The sequence below is a fragment of the Zunongwangia pacifica genome, from assembly GCF_023499215.1.
Taxonomy (GTDB): domain Bacteria; phylum Bacteroidota; class Bacteroidia; order Flavobacteriales; family Flavobacteriaceae; genus Zunongwangia; species Zunongwangia pacifica.
This window is the reverse complement of the sequence record NZ_JAKHSK010000029.1, coordinates 1-18,072: the sequence shown is the minus strand read 5'-3', so window position 1 is coordinate 18,072 and position 18,072 is coordinate 1. Positions and strand designations below refer to the sequence as shown.

At 35.0% G+C, this 18,072-nt stretch carries 19 protein-coding genes and 1 pseudogene; 12 read left to right on the top strand and 8 right to left on the bottom strand.

Translation table 11 applies throughout. From position 1 onward, the window contains the following. Positions 1–579: 579 nt before the first annotated feature. The 5 genes from L1967_RS16695 to L1967_RS16675 form a co-directional block, all read right to left on the bottom strand. Complete coding sequence (locus L1967_RS16695; protein ID WP_249602645.1) at positions 580–1,311, bottom strand: LytR/AlgR family response regulator transcription factor; 732 nt, start codon at positions 1,309–1,311, stop codon at positions 580–582. Then, a complete protein-coding gene (locus L1967_RS16690; RefSeq protein ID WP_249602644.1) occupies positions 1,311–2,357 on the bottom strand; it encodes a sensor histidine kinase in 1,047 nt (348 codons plus the stop codon). Before L1967_RS16690 ends, L1967_RS16695 begins: the two co-directional genes overlap by 1 nt. Next, the gene (locus tag L1967_RS16685; protein WP_249602643.1) at positions 2,357–2,686 is read right to left on the bottom strand and encodes a DUF4907 domain-containing protein; all 330 of its coding nucleotides are present in this window, start codon (positions 2,684–2,686) and stop codon (positions 2,357–2,359) included. The genes L1967_RS16690 and L1967_RS16685 overlap by 1 nt, the downstream gene beginning before the upstream one ends. A 123-nt stretch (positions 2,687–2,809) precedes the next feature. Continuing rightward, a complete protein-coding gene (locus tag L1967_RS16680) occupies positions 2,810–3,805 on the bottom strand; it encodes a Kelch repeat-containing protein (RefSeq protein WP_249602642.1) in 996 nt (331 codons plus the stop codon). A 3-nt stretch (positions 3,806–3,808) separates the two neighbouring features. Then, positions 3,809–4,642 carry a DUF6268 family outer membrane beta-barrel protein gene (locus L1967_RS16675; protein WP_249602641.1) on the bottom strand — a complete coding sequence of 278 codons (834 nt, stop codon included), beginning with the start codon at positions 4,640–4,642 and terminating at the stop codon, positions 3,809–3,811. A gap of 222 nt (positions 4,643–4,864) precedes the next feature. Between L1967_RS16675 and L1967_RS16670 the strand changes: the two genes are divergently transcribed. The 6 genes from L1967_RS16670 to L1967_RS16645 all read left to right on the top strand — a co-directional run bounded on the left by L1967_RS16670 (position 4,865) and on the right by L1967_RS16645 (position 10,906). Beyond that, positions 4,865–6,178, top strand: a complete 1,314-nt coding sequence (locus L1967_RS16670) for a DUF4270 family protein (RefSeq protein ID WP_249602640.1) — start codon at positions 4,865–4,867, stop codon at positions 6,176–6,178. Beyond that, positions 6,153–7,421, top strand: coding sequence for a BamG family beta-barrel-assembly machinery protein (gene bamG / locus L1967_RS16665; RefSeq protein WP_249602639.1), 1,269 nt, complete (start codon positions 6,153–6,155; stop codon positions 7,419–7,421). The genes L1967_RS16670 and bamG overlap by 26 nt, the downstream gene beginning before the upstream one ends. Before the next feature lie 40 nt (positions 7,422–7,461). Then, positions 7,462–8,202 carry a dioxygenase family protein gene (locus L1967_RS16660; RefSeq protein WP_249602638.1) on the top strand — a complete coding sequence of 247 codons (741 nt, stop codon included), beginning with the start codon at positions 7,462–7,464 and terminating at the stop codon, positions 8,200–8,202. Positions 8,203–8,274: 72 nt separating this feature from the next. Further along, entirely contained in the window at positions 8,275–8,925 is a 651-nt protein-coding gene (locus tag L1967_RS16655) for a pirin family protein (RefSeq protein ID WP_249602637.1), read from the top strand. A gap of 495 nt (positions 8,926–9,420) precedes the next feature. Further along, positions 9,421–9,981, top strand: coding sequence for a TetR/AcrR family transcriptional regulator (locus L1967_RS16650; protein WP_249602636.1), 561 nt, complete (start codon positions 9,421–9,423; stop codon positions 9,979–9,981). Between the two features lie 64 nt (positions 9,982–10,045). Continuing rightward, on the top strand, positions 10,046–10,906 hold the full coding sequence (locus L1967_RS16645) for an alpha/beta fold hydrolase (RefSeq protein ID WP_249602635.1): 861 nt from the start codon (positions 10,046–10,048) through the stop codon (positions 10,904–10,906). An 82-nt stretch (positions 10,907–10,988) separates the two neighbouring features. Here the strand turns inward: L1967_RS16645 and L1967_RS16640 are convergent, their stop codons facing one another. Both L1967_RS16640 and L1967_RS16635 read right to left on the bottom strand, forming a co-directional pair. Further along, positions 10,989–11,852 (bottom strand): helix-turn-helix domain-containing protein, encoded by an 864-nt coding sequence (locus L1967_RS16640; protein ID WP_249602634.1) that lies wholly within the window; start codon positions 11,850–11,852, stop codon positions 10,989–10,991. A 68-nt stretch (positions 11,853–11,920) separates the two neighbouring features. Beyond that, a complete protein-coding gene (locus L1967_RS16635) occupies positions 11,921–12,661 on the bottom strand; it encodes an SDR family oxidoreductase (protein ID WP_249602633.1) in 741 nt (246 codons plus the stop codon). A gap of 157 nt (positions 12,662–12,818) precedes the next feature. Here L1967_RS16635 and L1967_RS16630 point away from each other — a divergent pair, with 157 nt between their 5' ends. Then, positions 12,819–13,400, top strand: coding sequence for a TetR/AcrR family transcriptional regulator (locus L1967_RS16630; protein ID WP_249602632.1), 582 nt, complete (start codon positions 12,819–12,821; stop codon positions 13,398–13,400). Between the two features lie 51 nt (positions 13,401–13,451). After that, the gene (locus L1967_RS16625) at positions 13,452–14,243 is read left to right on the top strand and encodes an SDR family NAD(P)-dependent oxidoreductase (protein WP_249602631.1); all 792 of its coding nucleotides are present in this window, start codon (positions 13,452–13,454) and stop codon (positions 14,241–14,243) included. A 92-nt stretch (positions 14,244–14,335) separates the two neighbouring features. On the opposite strand, the gene L1967_RS16620 is transcribed toward L1967_RS16625, so the two are convergent. Continuing rightward, entirely contained in the window at positions 14,336–14,716 is a 381-nt protein-coding gene (locus tag L1967_RS16620) for a Fur family transcriptional regulator (protein ID WP_249602630.1), read from the bottom strand. A gap of 323 nt (positions 14,717–15,039) precedes the next feature. Here L1967_RS16620 and L1967_RS16615 point away from each other — a divergent pair, with 323 nt between their 5' ends. The 4 genes and pseudogenes from L1967_RS16615 to L1967_RS16600 all read left to right on the top strand — a co-directional run. Next, the gene (locus L1967_RS16615; RefSeq protein ID WP_249602629.1) at positions 15,040–15,288 is read left to right on the top strand and encodes a hypothetical protein; all 249 of its coding nucleotides are present in this window, start codon (positions 15,040–15,042) and stop codon (positions 15,286–15,288) included. A gap of 10 nt (positions 15,289–15,298) precedes the next feature. After that, a complete protein-coding gene (locus L1967_RS16610) occupies positions 15,299–15,928 on the top strand; it encodes a class I SAM-dependent methyltransferase (RefSeq protein ID WP_249602628.1) in 630 nt (209 codons plus the stop codon). 420 nt (positions 15,929–16,348) lie between these two features. Further along, positions 16,349–17,560, top strand: coding sequence for a site-specific integrase (locus tag L1967_RS16605; RefSeq protein WP_249602627.1), 1,212 nt, complete (start codon positions 16,349–16,351; stop codon positions 17,558–17,560). 85 nt (positions 17,561–17,645) lie between these two features. Further along, positions 17,646–17,906 (top strand): annotated as a pseudogene (locus L1967_RS16600) (transposase); the annotation flags it as partial. Positions 17,907–18,072: the final 166 nt, after the last annotated feature.

Below are 18,072 nucleotides of genomic sequence, written 5' to 3'. Positions count from 1 at the left end.
AGTTTTTATCAGTCCGATTTAATGGGTGGAGGTCATTTTTCATAGTTCTGGCGATAGCGCCAGAACTATGTCACTTACCACTATGACCAACGCTTGATCAACACCTTTAAATGGATTATCTATTTTTTCAATGACAAATCGCTCCCATTGATCTTTATAGGATTTAGATCTAGTTTCCCATCTGCAACCAGTTGATTGATCAATTTATTCCCTTCGGTTGCAACTAGAATTAAGCTTTTAGGAAAGCTGGAAGAAGTCGTGTAGAGATCAGGCTTTCTATTTGTTACTTTTTTAATATCTGCGGCTAAAAACCCTGCCCCTTTTTCATCAAAATATTTTCTGATTCCTCATAAAAAATAGGAGTCACCTTAGTAATATTAATAATTTTAAAATGATGATCCTGGATATCGGACTTATGAATTACAATCTGACTGTGAATTAGGGTTGGTAGAAAGAAAAGGAATAATAATTTAATTTTCATATGAAAAGCTTACGTTTAATTAAATATAATAAAATTTTACGCAATCGATTGCTTTTCTAATGATTCATTAATTTTCTTCTTATAAAACTGCTCTTTATTTATCCCTGAATATTCAATTGCTTGTACACTTCATTTTTATAAGTTTCACCTATAGGGATACGTATATCATCAATAATTATTTTGCGTTTTAGAACCGCCCTAATGGCATTAATATTCACAACATAACTGCGGTGTACCCTTAAAAATTGTTTTTCAGGTAATTTATCAAGTATCTCTTTAAAATTACTAAGGGTTAGAATGGCTTTGGTCCTGGAGTGGGTGTAAATTTTAATATAATCTTTTAAGCCTTGCATATATCTGATGTCGGGAACATCTATTTTTATATTTTCATATTCGGCTTTTACAAAAATATAGTCTTTACGTGATAAGATATCATTAATTTTATCAGGTGCGCTGGCACTTTCCCTACTTTTTTTAAGTTCGTAGACTTCTCTTGCCCTGGATACTGCTTTTAAAAAGCGTGAAAAAGGGATAGGTTTTACCAGGTAATCTGTAGCGTTTAAATTAAAACCATCTAACGCATATTGAGGATAGGCCGTAGTAAAGATAAATTGTGGAAGATGGTCTAAAGTTTTTACCAGGTCTATACCACTAAGATTCGGCATTTCTATATCTAAAAATACCAGGTCTATTTGGTGCTGTTGTAAAATACGGATAACTTCCAATGGGTTATTGGTAGTTGCTACAATATTAATATCTCCTACCTGCTCTATATAAGAAACAATAACATCCACCGCCAAAGGTTCATCATCTACAATAAGACAGTTCATTAATCTAACTTTAAATTTAAAAATACAGAAAAATAATCTGAATCATTGTCGATCTGCAAAGTATACCTGTTAGGATACAATAAATTAAGTTGTTCTTTGGTGTTTTTTAAACCGATACCAAAAGTTTCATTAGCTCTTTTCTTACGACCAACGATATTTATGCATTTAAATTGAAGCTCATTTTGTACAATTTCGATCTCAATTTTTACCAGCGTATTTCCTTTAAAATCTGTACCGTATTTAAACGCATTTTCGATAAATGAAATAAGCAACAATGGTCTTATTTTTTGCTGATTGAGTTCTCCACGAATGTTAAGCCTTACATTCTCGTTATTTGCAATGCGTAAGCGTTGTAATCGTAAGTAATTCTGAATATATTCTACCTCCTCTTTAAGCAAAACAAATTCCTGATCGGCCTGAAACAACATATATCTCATTAATTCAGATAAAGTAATTACTGCTTCGGGAGCATCATTAGATTTCTTTGCAGTAAGGCTATATATACTGTTAAGTGAATTGAACAAAAAATGGGGATTAAGCTGATTTTTAAGAAACTGTAATTCTGTTTTAGCCTTTTGAGATTCGACTTCCTTCCTGTTTCGTTCATTCCTAATCCAGGCTTCATAAACTTTAATAGCGGTCCCCGCCATGATAAAGGCCAAATGAATGATTACCGGAAGGAAAAAGAAAAAGCGCGGACCATTATCTGGTGGTGGAGGCATGTTTTCTGAACCCGCTTCACCAAATTTCCGATGCATTCCCGGAGGCTCTGGCATATTGAAATGACTTATTGCAAAAAACAAAAAAGTCAATCCAATTACCGATAATACATACAAGAAGGTTTTCTCTTTTAATAATAATTTGGGCACCAAAATGCCATAATTAAAATAGAAAATGAAAATATTAAAAGAGAGCACCAAAAGGGAGTGAAGTTCAACCGTACCACGGTTTAAGACTCCCTGAAGTATGTTGAAGATGATAAATGTGATCCATACAGAGATATGAATAACAATTTTACGCTTTCTTTCCAGAGTAAAAGTTCCCATTATGGATTGCATTTAATATGGATCCCCAAATCACTAATTTCTTCAGAAGTAACACTGGGGCTGGATCCATAATTGAGCTTGGTATTTACCAATCGGGCTACTTTTTCGGCATCTTCAGCATTACAAAATTGCTGTTTCGATCTTAATCCCGGGATATATTGTTGCTTTATCACAATTTTTTTATTTATCAAAATATCATATCCGTAGCCTGAACCCGACTTAAATATTTCATACTTAAAATTATCTGGCTGAGCATCCTGAATTTCAAAACTAAATAAAATAGCCAGTAATATGCCGCAAAGAAGAAAAATTTTAAATGCTAGTTTCATTACTATTTTTTTAATAATCATTTATAATTAATAACCGGAGCTTTTTGAAGGCAAAAGATTTTCCCACACCAATGATAGTTCTTAAACCTTCAAACTCCGGGTTATATGAACTAATTCAAACAATTAATCTTCATCGTCGTACTCCTCCTGTGGATGCAATTCGTAAATATCATCCAGGTATAAACTTCCAGATCTTCCCATAAGCACAAAAGCTTTGGATCCTATACTAAAGCTTACCGCATCCTGTCTTACCGTCGCCTCTAAATCGGTTATTTCTTCCCATTCATCAATTAAAGGATCATATTCCCAGGTGCTGGTCAGCGCTCCTGCATTATATCCAGAGGATAAATATCCCATTCCACCGATGCTAAAACTTACCGCATTAGAACGAGTAAGGTAATAATCATCTTCCTCATCCAGATCTGTTAATTGTGTCCAGGTTTCACTTGCGGGATCAAACTGCCAGAAATCCTTCTTATATAAACCATTACTAACCCCGGTTCCCATATATACATAATCATCAATGATAAAGCTAGTAGCATATCTTCGTTTTTCACCTCCAAATCCAACAAGTTCACTCCACTTGTCACTAACCGGATCGTATTTATAAAAATCTTTTTTATCATTATCACCATCATTTCCGGTTCCCATATAGCCATAAGAATTTATACCAAAGGCGACCGCCGCGATACGTTTTCCGCCGCCAAAACTGGCAATTGGGGACCATGAATTAGATCCTGGATCATAGGAATAAAAGTCGCTAAGTTCGTCATCTCCATCGTAACCAGTGCCTACATATCCAATACCGTCTAAAGCAAAAGCACTGGCGGCGCTACGAGGTGTACCAGGAAAATCTGCTACCTGTTCCCAGTAATCCCCATCGATATGATACGCCCAAAAATCGTTCATATAATCGTCCCCGTCGTAACCGGTTCCCATATACCCTAAACCATCAATGGTAAAGGAAACCGCGTTACTTCGAGGAACCCCATCAAAGACACTGCGTCTCACCCAGTTTCCTCTTTGATAATCATCATCATCACTAGAGCATCCCTGAAATAGCATACTAATTACCACTAGGGCGATCAAAAAACTCTTTTCTTTAAAATGTAATTTCATTGTTTATAATTTAAATTGGAATCCGGTACTGAATGTCATCCCCGGATTGCTGTAAGATTGAACAGTTGTTTTTTCTGAATGAAGCTGAATATCATTTTTATGAAAATATCCTGCTGAAAAGTGAATACCCCAATGAGTATCGAGCATTAAGTTATAATCGAGGCTTGTAGAAACCTGTTGCATTTCAACCGTTTCACCTGAAGGATAATCGTTAAAAAGATTACCTGAATAAAGATGCTGCAGACTTAAAGATTGCCTGTCATTGATCTTATATGCCAACTTAGAAAGTGGAAATCCTGCCTGAAGATTAAATGCTTCAGATAATTGAAAATCGGCTTTTACTAAAGGCGTAAATTGTTGCTTTCCAAAAGTGGTGTTATATGCCAGCCCAAATTCGATATTGTTGAGGATTGTTTTTTTCAGACTTAAAGAAAAACCGGCGCCATAATTCAGTATATAATCATCGGAAACCAGTTTTTCTTCAAGAGTGGAACTTATTCCCATATCTGCGAATCCAAAAACACTAAAATTATTAGTCCATTGATAGTTTATTTCTGGTTGATAGGCTATTTTATAATAAGTATCGGTATCATATTCCATTCCTAAGGATAGATCATTAGATGAATATTGATGCGCAGCAGCGTAAAAGCTGTTCTTAAGAGAGAAGTCCCCAAGTTTTAGTGGATAAGTAAGCTTTATTTGCTTCTTATTATAATCCAATTGATCATCTCCTGAAGGAGCCAAAGCATAATCGAGGGAAATTATGCTTTCGTCTTGCTGACTATAAGATCTGGCTCCAATAGATAGTAACAGGATAACTATGATATTTTTACTCATTTCAGGATCAAAATTTTGCCAAACCTATAGCAGGAATTTCAGCTTAAAAAATGAAGTCTACAAACCTGTAATATCAATCTACCAACACGAAAAAGCACTCTGTAAAACCAAAAAAATGTATTTATAGTCACAAATTTTAGACTGGTAGACAAAGACATTGATTTGGTCTATTCTAATTTCTACACATAAAAAGATTAGATAGGTTCGCTCAAATTTTAGTTTATGAAGTCAGTCTATTTTAGATGTTTTGGAGTACTCTGTTTTATTCTATGCTTTAGTTGTAGCAACGACCAGGAAAGTATTAGTGTTGGTGAAGATTGGATAAACAGTGAGGTTAAAGTGTATACCTTCGATACTTTACCTATTGAGGCTAGCACCATTCAATTTGATAGCCTTATTGTTAATAGTGAAGATAATTTTTTAGTTGGATCTTACAAAGATGATATATTTGGAAGAACCACGGCCTCTTCTTTCCTAAAATTTACGGGACAGACTTTTACTATTGAAGATGAAGCTGAATTCGATTCTATAAGTCTTATTCTAAATTATGATTCTTACAGTTTTGCTGACACCACCCATGTTCAGTCTTTAAATATCTATCGTTTAGCTGAAGAAATTGAAACCGATGAGAATGCAAATCTTTATAGGAATTCAGATTTTGAAATTGAGACTGCTTCTCTTTCTATTTTTAATTATTCGCCGCGACCTCATCAAAATGACAGTATTCAAATAAACATCGCTGCAGATTTAGGGCAGGAATTATTTGATAAAATTCAAAACGATGAGATTAGTAGTAATAATGATTTTAATGATTTTTTATTAGGATTAGCGATCGTTCCAGATTCGTTGAAGAATACCAGTATTGTTAGTTTCAGTAAAGAAAATAGTTATTTAAGGCTGTATTATAGCATTAAAGATGAAATTGAAAATGAAGATAAGTTTATCGATTTTTCTATAAATGCTTCAGAAAGTTTTCATCAGATAAAAGACAATCATCAGGACACTTATTTTTTAGGAATCGAGGATCAATTAGATCAAATTCCTTCTTCCCAAACCAACAATCAGGTTTTTATTCAATCTGGCACCGGTATCGTCACTCGCATAGAGTTCCCAAATTTTAAACAAAGTCTTAATGATATTCAGGGTTCTGGTTCAATCAGCAATGCCATTTTAAACTTCAAAATAAAAGTAGATCGAAACAACGTGAATTACGGAGTTAAGGATTCGTTACCGGTTTACATTATCAATAAACGTGCAGAGGTTCAGGGGCATGTGTACAATTATTTAGGTACACAATCTTACGCTCAAATTACACAAGAGAGTGATGAATTTAATACGCTGGAATACAGTCTATCATTAAAATATTTCTTGGATGATCTCATTGCCGATACTCAAAATGATGATCAATACTTAGCGATTTACAGTCCTAATTTTAATAATTCAGTAGATCGCTATGTAATCTATGGACCAGATGCTGCTGAAGATAACCGAATGAAATTACAAATTACTTATGCGATCTATAATGAAGATGAATAAGCTCTTTACAGCACTTTTTATACTTATTGGCTTTGTACAAATTAAAGCTCAAAATTCAAACTCACTGTCCAGCTCGCCCTATTCTCTATATGGGTTGGGTTTAGAGAACCCATTAAGCACAGGAAAAAGTGATGGTTTGGGATATGCAGGGCTTGCCATGACTTCAGCAAATTCGCTAAACTTATTAAACCCAGCCAGTCTTGGAGGAATAAATCAGCACAGTCTCTTTTATAATATTGGTTTTAAGGTGGAGAATAAGTACTTAGAGCAAAACCGAGATAGTGAACATTTAACCTCAGGAAACTTTAGTAACCTAGGTTTAGGAATGGCCATTAATGATCGTAGCGGGATTGCTGTTTCGCTTATGCCTAAAACTGATGTTGGCTATGAAGTTTCTGGATTGTATTCTCCCATAGAAGGTTCTTCCGAGCTTTTTGAAACTGAGGCTGAAGGCAATGGCGGACTCAATAATTTTATGCTTTCTTACGGTTACGCACTTACCGATAAGCTGAGATTTGGCGTGAATGCCTCCTTATTATTTGGCGAAATTACAGAAACACAATTCAATTATATTCAGTCTAACATTTTATATATCGCCGACGAAAATGATTATTCTGGGTTTCGTTTTGGTGCCGGTTTACAATATGACCTATCTAAAAGCATCAGCTTAGGATTTACAGCTAAAACTCCCGTAAGCTTAAGTGGCTCACAAACCAGAACCATCTCTCAATATTATGCCAACGACGAAATTGTTGCCGGGATCGTAGAAGAAAACGAAGTAGACAATTTTGATCTTCCGCTTGAATTAGGTTTTGGTTTACAATTAAAACTTATGGATGGTTTTGATGTTTTGGCCGATTATAAACGTCATTTTTGGTCTTCTACGAATCAATCTGATGCGCTGGGTAAATTTACAGATCAGGACTTTTTCAATCTTGGGTTTAGCTTTTCGCCATTACCCAATAGCAATCCACTGGTTTATGCTAATCACTTAGATTATCGTGCCGGGGCTTATTACGATTCCGGAAACCTTGAAATTAGCGGCCAAAAAATTTCAAAATACGGTTTAAGCCTGGGGATCGGTTTTCCTTTAAATAAACAGGATAACAGTATGATTAACCTTAGTTATTCCTACGGAACACAAGGAACTGTCAATAACGGACTTATCAAAGAAAACTTTCATTTACTCAGCTTAAACTTGAGTTTTGAAGACCTCATTTTTGTAACCCGAAAGTTTAATTAACAATTCGTTTAAACTAAAATTAATACTAAAATTATCTAATATGGACAGAAAGAAATTTTTAAAGGGACTTAGTTTAGTTGGTATGTCTATCCCAACACTTCACTTTTTGGATGCCTGTAGCACAGATGATTCAAATACAGAAACTTCAGAAAATATTCCGGAGACGGATGTCGATATTTCGACAGATTGCGCCGTTACCAACTCTGAAACCGAAGGGCCTTTCCCAACAAAATCCCCAGATTCGCTGGAACGTGTAGATATTATTGGTGACCGAACAGGAATAGATCTTGATATCAATTTAACTATTGAAAATGTAAATGCAGAATGTTCTCCGCTGGCAAATGCTGTTGTAGATATTTGGCATTGTGATAAAGATGGTAATTACTCTGAATATGGAGGAACAGGAATGCAGTCTACTAATTACACTACTTATCATTTTTTAAGAGGAAGGCAAATCTCAGATGAAGATGGGATAGTACGATTTAAAAGTATTTTCCCGGGTTGGTATCGCGGGCGCGCCACTCATATCCATGTTCATATTTACAATAATCTGGGCACATCTTTGCTGATTACGCAAATTGCTTTTCCTGAAGGCAACGATAGTGCTGTGACCACTGTTAACCAGGCGAGCAGCTATGGGTATACCAAAGGAATGTCTGGTTACACCTACAACAGTACAGATAATGTATTTAGTGATGGTATCGAAAATGAACTTTGCACTATTACCGGATCAATAGAAGACGGCTACGAATTAGCGCATACGATAAAAGTTTCGGCTTAAGATCGATAAATTAATAAGTAAATCAGTCTGGGAGCAGCCCTACCTGCTTCCAGGCTTTTAAAATAGTTATAGATGAATCCCACAAAACAGGCAAGGATATTAACGGCGAATCGCAGAAACTTAATTAAAAAAGAGAATGTTAATACTTATGAAACTATTAATAGCAAAGATAGCTTCGGAAGTCTTGTTCATTTCAGTTCAAATATTCTAAAAGCGAATCAGCAAACATTTCTCAATTATTCTGAAAATGTGCTAAGCTTAATTATACCTACATTTGGCGGAATAGAAGTCGCGGCAGGATCAGATAATTTTGTACATATTAGTCAGTTTTATTCTGAATTTAAACCGAAATCAAGCTTATTAAGAATTAATAATCCTTATGAGGATTACGAAATAAATTTTCTACGCATCGATTTTTTAGCAGGGATGGGTTATAAAAAGATAACCGACTTCAATTTAAAACCTAATAGTTTACATTTGCTTTATCAGAATTACGCCATAAATGCTTCCTTAAAAATGGGAAAATACGAAGGCAGGCAAAAGGGAGAATCGCGGGTGCAATTTAATCACAATACTTTTATTTATGTTATTAGTGGTGCTTTTGAAGTCAATGAGCGACTTTTAGAAACAGGCGAAACCATTTTCTTCTGGGACATTAATTTAATCGAATTTGAAGCACTGTCTAAAAATGCAGTTTTTCTTATGATTGAAGTTTCAGAATAAGAATGTGTTTACTTGATGAAAAAAGTGTAAAAAGTTAGAATTCTTGGGTATATCTAATTGAGTACAAAAATGGATTCATTAGAATTAGACTTACTACATTCGATTGTGTTTAAATCTATCTTTTATTGGAAAATCATCTTTTTTTTACTAGAAATACGCATAATAAAATTTTTGTAAACGGTTCGAGCTTTCTAAGGGGTTGAGGGGCCAGGGTTCGAACCCCATAATGTATACTTTTATTTATTGCCTCTTTAAGATAGCGTAAGGATATCATGCTTTTAAGTTTACAACGAAGAAAAAATTAATGAATTCGACATATACTTCTAATACAGTCCCTTTCATTTGAACCTTTATTTTGACCTATATTCTGAAAGTACCATAAGTCGTTCATTTGGACTCTTGAAATAGTTAATTTGATGAGGTAACTATAAATTTAAACAGTATTCAAGTTTTCGAACGTTTGGTAAAAAACTATATTTTTTATAGTTTTGTAGTATGAGACCACAAAAAACACTGGACAAAGATGTACTTGTAGGATTAACCGAGGTTTTTCAGTCCAAAGGATATGAAGCCGCAAGTTTGCAAGATCTGGCTACTGCCACAGGTCTAAAAAAAGCCAGTTTGTATCATCGATTTCCGGGAGGAAAAAAGCAAATGGCCGAAGCCGTTTTAGAGCATCTGGCCAAGTGGGTAGGGGAGAATGTATTTCAGGTACTTCGTAATAGCGAACATTCACCGGAAATCCGATTAAAAAATGCGATGGTTCAAATAAAGGTGTTATACGATGACGGAAAAAATACCTGTATCTTCCGTGCACTTTCAATGGAAACCGGCATTAGTTTATTTCGACTTCAGATAGAAAAAGGAATGAAGGAGTGGTTAAATGCTTTTGAGGCCATTGGAGAAGAACTAAAGTTAGATTCAAAAACCGCAAAAGACTATGCCTATCAGTCGATGATCGATATCCAGGGAAGCCTTATTCTAACTTCTACATTAAATAATCCTCAAATTTTTGAAGAGGCATTACAAAGAATTATAAACAGGTATCTGACATAAAAAAATTTATCTATAAATTTTACCGAACGTTCGGTAATTTAAAATTAATCTTAAAACAATGAAAATGGAAAAGACAAAATTTAAGACAACTCTAGTAGACGGAATCAAGATAGCCTATCATGAAGCAGGAGATCCTCATAAACCAACGCTACTATTGTTACACGGTTATCCTTCCTCTGCTCATCAGTATAGAAAAGTTTTTAATCGACTAGCCGATACCTATCACCTGATAGCGCCAGATTATCCGGGTTTTGGGCTGAGTGATTTTCCTGCCCCTGATCAATATGAATACACTTTTGATACTATTGCAAAAACGATTAATCGCTTTTTAGAACAACTGGAAATTAACAGCTACGCTATGGTGATGCAGGATTATGGCGCGCCTATAGGATTTAGAATTGCGGTTGCACATCCAGAAAGGGTTACAGCTATTATCACTCAAAATGGAAACGCTTATGAAGAAGGTATTGGTGAAGCCTGGAAACCGATTAAGAAGTTGTGGGCTAACCGTACTCAGGAAAATGAAGAAGCCTTATTGGACGCTTTCAGCCTAGAAGGTTTAAAATGGAACTATACCCACGGCACGAAAAATGCCGAATTAATCAATCCTGACTGCTGGCATCTTGATTATCTGAGAATGCAACGTCCCCACGCCAAAAAAGTGAATATCGATTTATGGTATGACTATCAGAACAACTTAAAAAAATATCCTGAGTGGCAGGCTTATCTAAGAGAACACCAACCACCGGTACTGGTGGTATGGGGTAAAAATGACGAGTATTTCCCTGAAAGCGGTGCAGAAGGTTTTAAAAAGGACGTCAAAAATCTCGAATATCATATTTATGATACCGGACATTTTGCAATGGAAGAATTTGGTGATGAAATCATCGATGAAATTGAAAAATTTATGCGAAAGGTTGTTTAAAGTATATGCATTTTCTAAAATCAAAAAACAGGGCTTATCGTTACAAGTCCTGTTTTTTTTTTAGAAAATTTGTTACCGCTATTCAAACACTGCTTTTATATTCAGAAGGGGTCATTTTCGTTTTAGATTTGAATAATTTGGTAAAAGACTGTGGATGTTCAAAGCCCAGTATATAGGCTATTTCTGAAATCGAAAGACTTGAAGTACCTAACAAACTTTTTGCTTTTTCAATGATATGATATTGAATATATTGTTGCGTCGTCTTACCGGTAAGTACGCGTAGCAAATCACTTAAATAGCGCTGTGACACGCCAAGATGATTACTGATAAAGTGTACGGAAGGAAAGCCCTTAGCAAATGCATTTTTATTTTGAAAATAATCTTCCAGGAATTCATCCAATGCCTGAATGAGTTGATGATTAGCAGTTGCCCGGGTTATAAATTGCCTATTGTAAAAACGTTTGCTGTAATTCAGTAATAAGATGAGTTGCGACACCAAAACGTCCTGACTAAATTGATCAATGTTTTCGTGTAACTCTGCTTGTATCGCTTCAAATAATTGTTGAATAATGGACTTCTCTTTGGCTGACAAATAAAGGGCTTCCGTTACCTCATAGGAGAAAAAACCATACTCGCTCATTGTATTTCCCAAAGGGCATTTACGAATGAAATCAGGATGAAAATAAAGCGCATAACCTTCATAGCTTTTCAAATCCTTATAAGGACTTACTACTTGGCCGGGTTTTAAAAAAGCCAGTCCTCCTTCGGTGAAATCATAAAAATCCTGCCCATATTTTATTTTTCCGCTAAATTCATTTTTCAAGGAGATTTTGTAAAAATCTAGCACTAATTTTTCCTGACTTTCCAGAGAACGTAACGGACTTTTACGATAATCTACCAAGGTAAACAACGGATGTTTGGGTGCAGGCAGTTTTAAGTAGTCCATCAACATTTGGATACTTTTAAACTGTTTTATTTCTGAATGATGCTCGCCCATTATTTGAAGATACGGTTTTAATTCTGAACAGCGGGCCGAATAATGATGTCCCCAATCTCCACTTCCTTAGGCTGTTCCATTGCAAAAATAACTGAATTTGCAATCGCTTCAGGAGGAATCGCTATTTCGTCCCTGCTTTTTAAAATGGCTGTGCGCATTTTTTCATTCTTTATATTGGTAGCAAAATCAGTATCAACAAATCCCGGGGAAATGCCGGTGATACGAATTTTTCCATCCGATTCTTGTCTAAACGTTTCAGACATAGTTCTGACCGCATTTTTTGTTGCTGAATAGACACCCATTGTCGGCGTTATTTTGAGACCTGCCGTTGAAATAATATTAATAATATGCCCCGAATCCTGCGCTTTAAAAATGGGAATTGCGGCAGCCATTCCGTATAAGGTTCCGTTTAAATTAGTCGCTATCATTTCTTCCCATCCTTCAACATCCAGTTCGTCCAGTCGGCTCAGTTGACTTATCCCGGCATTATTAATCATTACGTCCAGTTGGCCATATTTTTGGACAGCAATATCAACCAATTCCATAAGATCCTGCTTTTTAGTAACGTCGGTGACCACATATGCTGCCTCTCCATTTTCTTTAAGAATCTGTTGCTTAATGCTTATTAATTTTTTCTCACATCGGGCAGCCAAAACAACTTTTGCTCCTTTTAATGCCAACTGAATGGCGATCGATTTTCCTATACCACTACTGGCTCCGGTAACCACGACTACTTTATCTTTTATACTTTCATTCATAACTTTTGACTTTTTAAAAATGAACATTCAAAATTCAACATTTTCAATCGCTAGCAGTTAGCCGGATTGGTAAATCTCTTCGCTATGCTGGTAAAACCTTCAGCGCTGTTGGTATTTAAAAAAAGATTTTTATTTTTGTAGTGAACATTACAAAAAAATGAAAGGACGACCTCATATTTATAAAAATCAGGAATTGATCTTAAAAGCTCAGGAAGTATTTTGGGAAAAAGGCTATAGTGCTACCTCTTTATCAGATTTGAGCAAAGCGACGGGCGCCGGCGCAGGAAGTTTGTACAACAGCTTTAAAGGTGGAAAAAAAGAACTCTTTAAAAAAGCACTGGCGCAACGAAGAGAAGACTTTAAGACATTTAAAATAAAACTGGAAAGTAGCGAAGCCCCCGTTCAACTCATCAAAGATTTTTTCTTAAGTCTAGCTTCTGAACCTCAAAAATCACACGCTAAAGGATGCATTATCGCTAATACCTTAGTCGAAATGTCATTTGTAGATGAAGAACTGGAAAAAGAAGCAATCAACATATTGAAGCAAACGGAAAACCTTTATAAAACAACGATTCTTGAAGCCCAGAAAAGCGGAAGCTTAGAATCTAAAATACCCGCAGATGTATTAGCCAAGCATTTAATTAGCCTTTGGTGCGGCATTAACTCACTGCGCAGAATGTATCCTGATAAAAAGATTCTCCAGCAGCAGATTGAATTACAGCTACAGATCATCAACTAAATTTTTTTATTCATTTTTTGAACGATCATTACAAATATAAATACGCATATAATGGATTTACAACTTAAAGGAAAAAAAGCATTTATTAGCGGTTCAACGCAGGGCATTGGATTTGCCACTGCACAGCAACTTTTGAGAGAAGGCGCTTCGGTCATTATCAATGGACGAAATAAGGAGAAAACTGAAAAGGCCAAAAAGCAGCTTGAAAACCAATTTCCAAGAGCTGAAATTTCAGGCATAGCCGCAGATTTTCAAAACAAAGATGAAGTTTCGCAGTTACTTGAAATACTACCCGAAGTCGATATTCTGGTCAATAACTTAGGCATTTTTGATATCGCCGAATTTGAAGAAATTCCTGATGCCGAATGGTACCGCTATTTTGAAATTAACGTGATGAGTGCGGTACGGCTATCCAGAAAATATTTTCCGAAAATGAAACTAAAAAATTGGGGACGAATCATTTTTATTAGTAGTGAATCTGGCGTCAATGTTCCTGAAAATATGATTCATTACGGGATGACTAAAGCGGCTCTTTCAGCGGTGGCCAATGGACTATCCAAACTCACCAAAGGGACAGAAATTACCGTGAATACCATCTTGGGCGGGCCAACCTATTCTGATGGCGTTGCCGAAGCTGTTAATCAAATAGCCTCTAACCAGAATATAGATGTTGAAGCAATGAAAAGAGCCATTCTACAGCAATCCAATCCACATATTCTCTTGCAACGCTTTATCCAGCCTGAAGAAATTGCCCATTTAGCGGCCTATTTAGCAAGTCCGTTGTCAGTGGCCACAAATGGCGCTTCTCTAAGGGCAGATTCGGGAGTGTTGAAAACAGTTTAAATCATAAACCGATCATCCTAACCTGAATGTGGAGGATCGGTATTTAATTAAATAAAAAGAAGTTAGATTCTAATTACACTATAGAAATTAGTTTAAGAGCATTCACTACAAAATCCTGAGATTACAAGGTTATGCATTTTAGCAACATATCCTTCTGGTAAGGCTACGGAAATATCCCTTTCCAGGCATTCAACCTTCCCACATTGTAAACATCTAAAATGAATATGATTATGGGAATGTAGGTGCTTTTTCTCACCACAATTAGAACAAATAGCAAAATATTGCTTTCCATTATCTCCCACTATTTTATGCACTTGACCATCCTCACAAAATCTATTTAAAACCCTGTAAATAGTAGCCCTGTCAATATCAGATTTCAAATTGGCCTGTATCATATCGTGACTTAAAGCGTTACCAGAGGATTTAAGCACTTCTAATATTTCCGTTTTTGAATGTGTTTTTCTTCGTTTCATATTTTATTGCGACAAAGTTGCAATATTACAAAAATAGAGTATATTTGCAAAACAATTATTGCGACAATATCGCATTAATATTTAATAATGACAGGATGCGAATTAATTAAATAGTTCAGGGTATCTGGATTAGTCCTCTCACTGCCAGTACCGCTTTCAACCTAGATAAATTCAACATTATGACAGATAAAAAAACATTTGACGCCATTATTATTGGTGGTAGTTATGCAGGTCTTTCGGCTGAAATGGTATTAGGAAAAGTATTAACGATAATGAAAAACGCCTGATAAGATTGGAGCTAACAATTTTAAAATAAAAAATTTATGGTAGAAGTATTTACAACGAATATTCCGAATAATGAGAAAGGATTACATATGATAAAAAAATTAAAAGTCTTATTCCCTCATTCAAAAATTCATTTTGATATAGACGTAGAAATCACTAATTATCCTTGTACACACAGTATTTTGAGATTTGAGGATCGTTATATTTCTTCAGAAATTATTCAAAGGCTAGTTGAAGGAGAAGGATTTAAATGCGATGTTTTATTAGATAAAGTTTGTAACTCATAATAAGGATACTATGAATGATTTTTGGGAGAAGAGTTTTCAGAAAAATAGAAAAATGTGGGGAGAAGCACCTTCTGAGTCGGCTGTTATTGTAGCGAATGATTTTATGCAGCAGGGGTATAAGGAAATTTTGATTCCGGGCTGTGGTTATGGAAGAAACGCTAAACCGTTTGTTGATTTAAATATGAATGTGACGGGCATAGAGATTTCTCAAACGGCTATAGACATCGCATCCAAAGTAGTTCTTGATAGTTTTAACATTTTTAAAGCAAATGTAATGGATATGCCATTTGATGAAAAGAAATATGAGGGAATATTTTGTTATTCATTACTTCATCTTTTGGGTTTAGAAGAAAGGTTAAATTTGATAAACAAATGCTATTCTCAGTTGACTAGAGGTGGAACAATGATTTTTGTCACGCTTTCCATAAATGATTATCAATATGGTAAAGGAAAAGAAATTTCAAAAAATCGGTTTTTATCAAGGCACAATGTCGAATTGTATTTTCATAATGCTACAACTATTGATGAAGAATTTAGTGAATTTGGATTAATTGGAGCTAAAGAAATCTTTGAACCGATAAAAAACTCAAAAATGAGAAACCACCAAAGCCTATGGATGGTCACTTGTAAAAAAGGCTAACTTCAAAAGTCTAGGTTGGAATTCCCGATTTTTCTATTTACGCAATTATAAATATAGTTCTATAAAATCATTTGGTTATATTTGTTATATAGAAAGCGTAAAGTGCTCTCGTTGATGTCTTAATTGATGTCCTATTTTTAAAATTAAGATGTAAAATACTGGCATAGAGGTGGTTGGTTTTAAATTTTAAATCCTGTCATCCCGACTTAGGCCATATATAAATGGCATCAAAAACCTTGTTAATCTATTGATTTTCAAGGTTTTTTTTACTTTTAAGGTACTTTATCATATCATTTGCAATCATTAAAAATGAGTCCGATTCGGTGACCTATTCGGTGACCTTTTTTTAAGTATATTGTAGCTCATATTGATTTGACTTTCGTTTTCACGCCTTTTTGTCTAATTTGAAAACGAAACACTATGAAAAATGCCGTAAGTTTTGGAATTATTTTTACTCCAAAATTGTCAAAAGCAAAAAATGGTACTGCTCCGTTGTATGCACGGATTACCGTAAATGGAGAACGTATTGAACTCAGTCTTAAACGCAGGATTACTCTAAACCTCTGGAATGAGAAGCGTAGCCGACTAAAAGGCTATAGCGAAGAGAGTTTACAGGTTAACAAATCCTTAGATCGTATCTTCAATAAAATTTACGAGGCCTTTAGGCAACTTCAGGAAGAAAATAAGCATTTAAGCGCTAAAAGTATTAAAGCTCGTTATTTGGGATTAGATGATTCCTATAAGACTTTAGCCGAACTTATGACCTATCATAATACCAAAATGACTTCGGTATTAAAACCAGGAACGATGAAAAACTACTATACGACTGAAAAGTACGTATTAGAATTCCTGAACAAGAAGATGAATACCAAAGATATTTATCTAAAACAACTTAATTATCGTTTTATCACTGATTTTGAACATTTCCTTCGCAATTATAACCCAAAAACACATCGACGACGACCAACCAATAATGGGGTGATGAAACATTTGGAACGCTTAAAAAAGCTAAGCAATCTTGCTTTAAAAATGGAATGGATCGAAAAAGATCCTTTTGCGAGATATTCGTTGCATTTTAAGAATAAGGAAAGAGATTATTTGCTCCAAAGAGAAATTGAAACTTTGGCAAACTTAAATCTGGAAAGAGAAACCTTATCCAGAACAAGAGATATTTTTATATTTTCCTGTTATTCCGGATTATCTTATGGCGATGCTAAATCATTGGAACGAAGACATATTGTAAAAGGTATTGATGGGAATAATTGGATTGTAAAAGAGAGAGAAAAGACCGGCAAACTTTTTAAAGTACCGATGTTGCCGAGGGTAAAAGCCATTCTCAAAAAATATCAAAGTGAATCTAAAGTCAGTGGTTTTTTACTACCTGTATATTCCAATCAGAAAATCAATCAATATTTAAAAGAGTTAGCAAAGCAATCTAAAATATCAAAGAGGCTTACATTTCATGTAGCTCGTCACACTTTTGCAACAACGGTAACTTTGTCAAACGGAATCCCAATTGAGACAGTATCTAAACTTCTGGGACATACAAAGCTTTCCACAACTCAAATTTATGCAAGGGTAATTGATTCCAAAATTTCGGACGATATGGAGAAGTTGAAAGATATATTATAAATCCTGATTTTTGCTGGTTTAAATTTAAGTAGATAATATTTTGGAATTACTACATTAGACTGGACATAGAGCTGAATGAATATTATTGCAAGTTGTCAACTTAGCAATTATGAGACGTAAAGCCAAACATTACACCTTAGAGTTTAAGCAAAAAGCAGTAGAATTAAGTTATGCCAAAGGCAGTGTAGCACAGGTTTGTGAAGACTTGGATATCTTACCTGCTGTTCTTTACCAGTGGCGTAAAGAGCAAAAGAATTATGGTAAAAATAGTTTTCCCGGCAGGGGTAATCCTAAAATGACCGATGAACAAAAAGAGATAGCTCGTTTAAAGAAACAGCTCAAAGAAACCTTCTATTTCTTTGTCCAGATGGTATTTCTAAACCAGCAAGTCATTTAATTCACCCTATAGATTAGTTCATAATCGTGGGCAGTTACGAACATGGGAGTATTAGTTATTGGTTCTTCCATTTTTGAATATGTTAATCTAAACAGTTCTTGAAGTCTAAGAATGA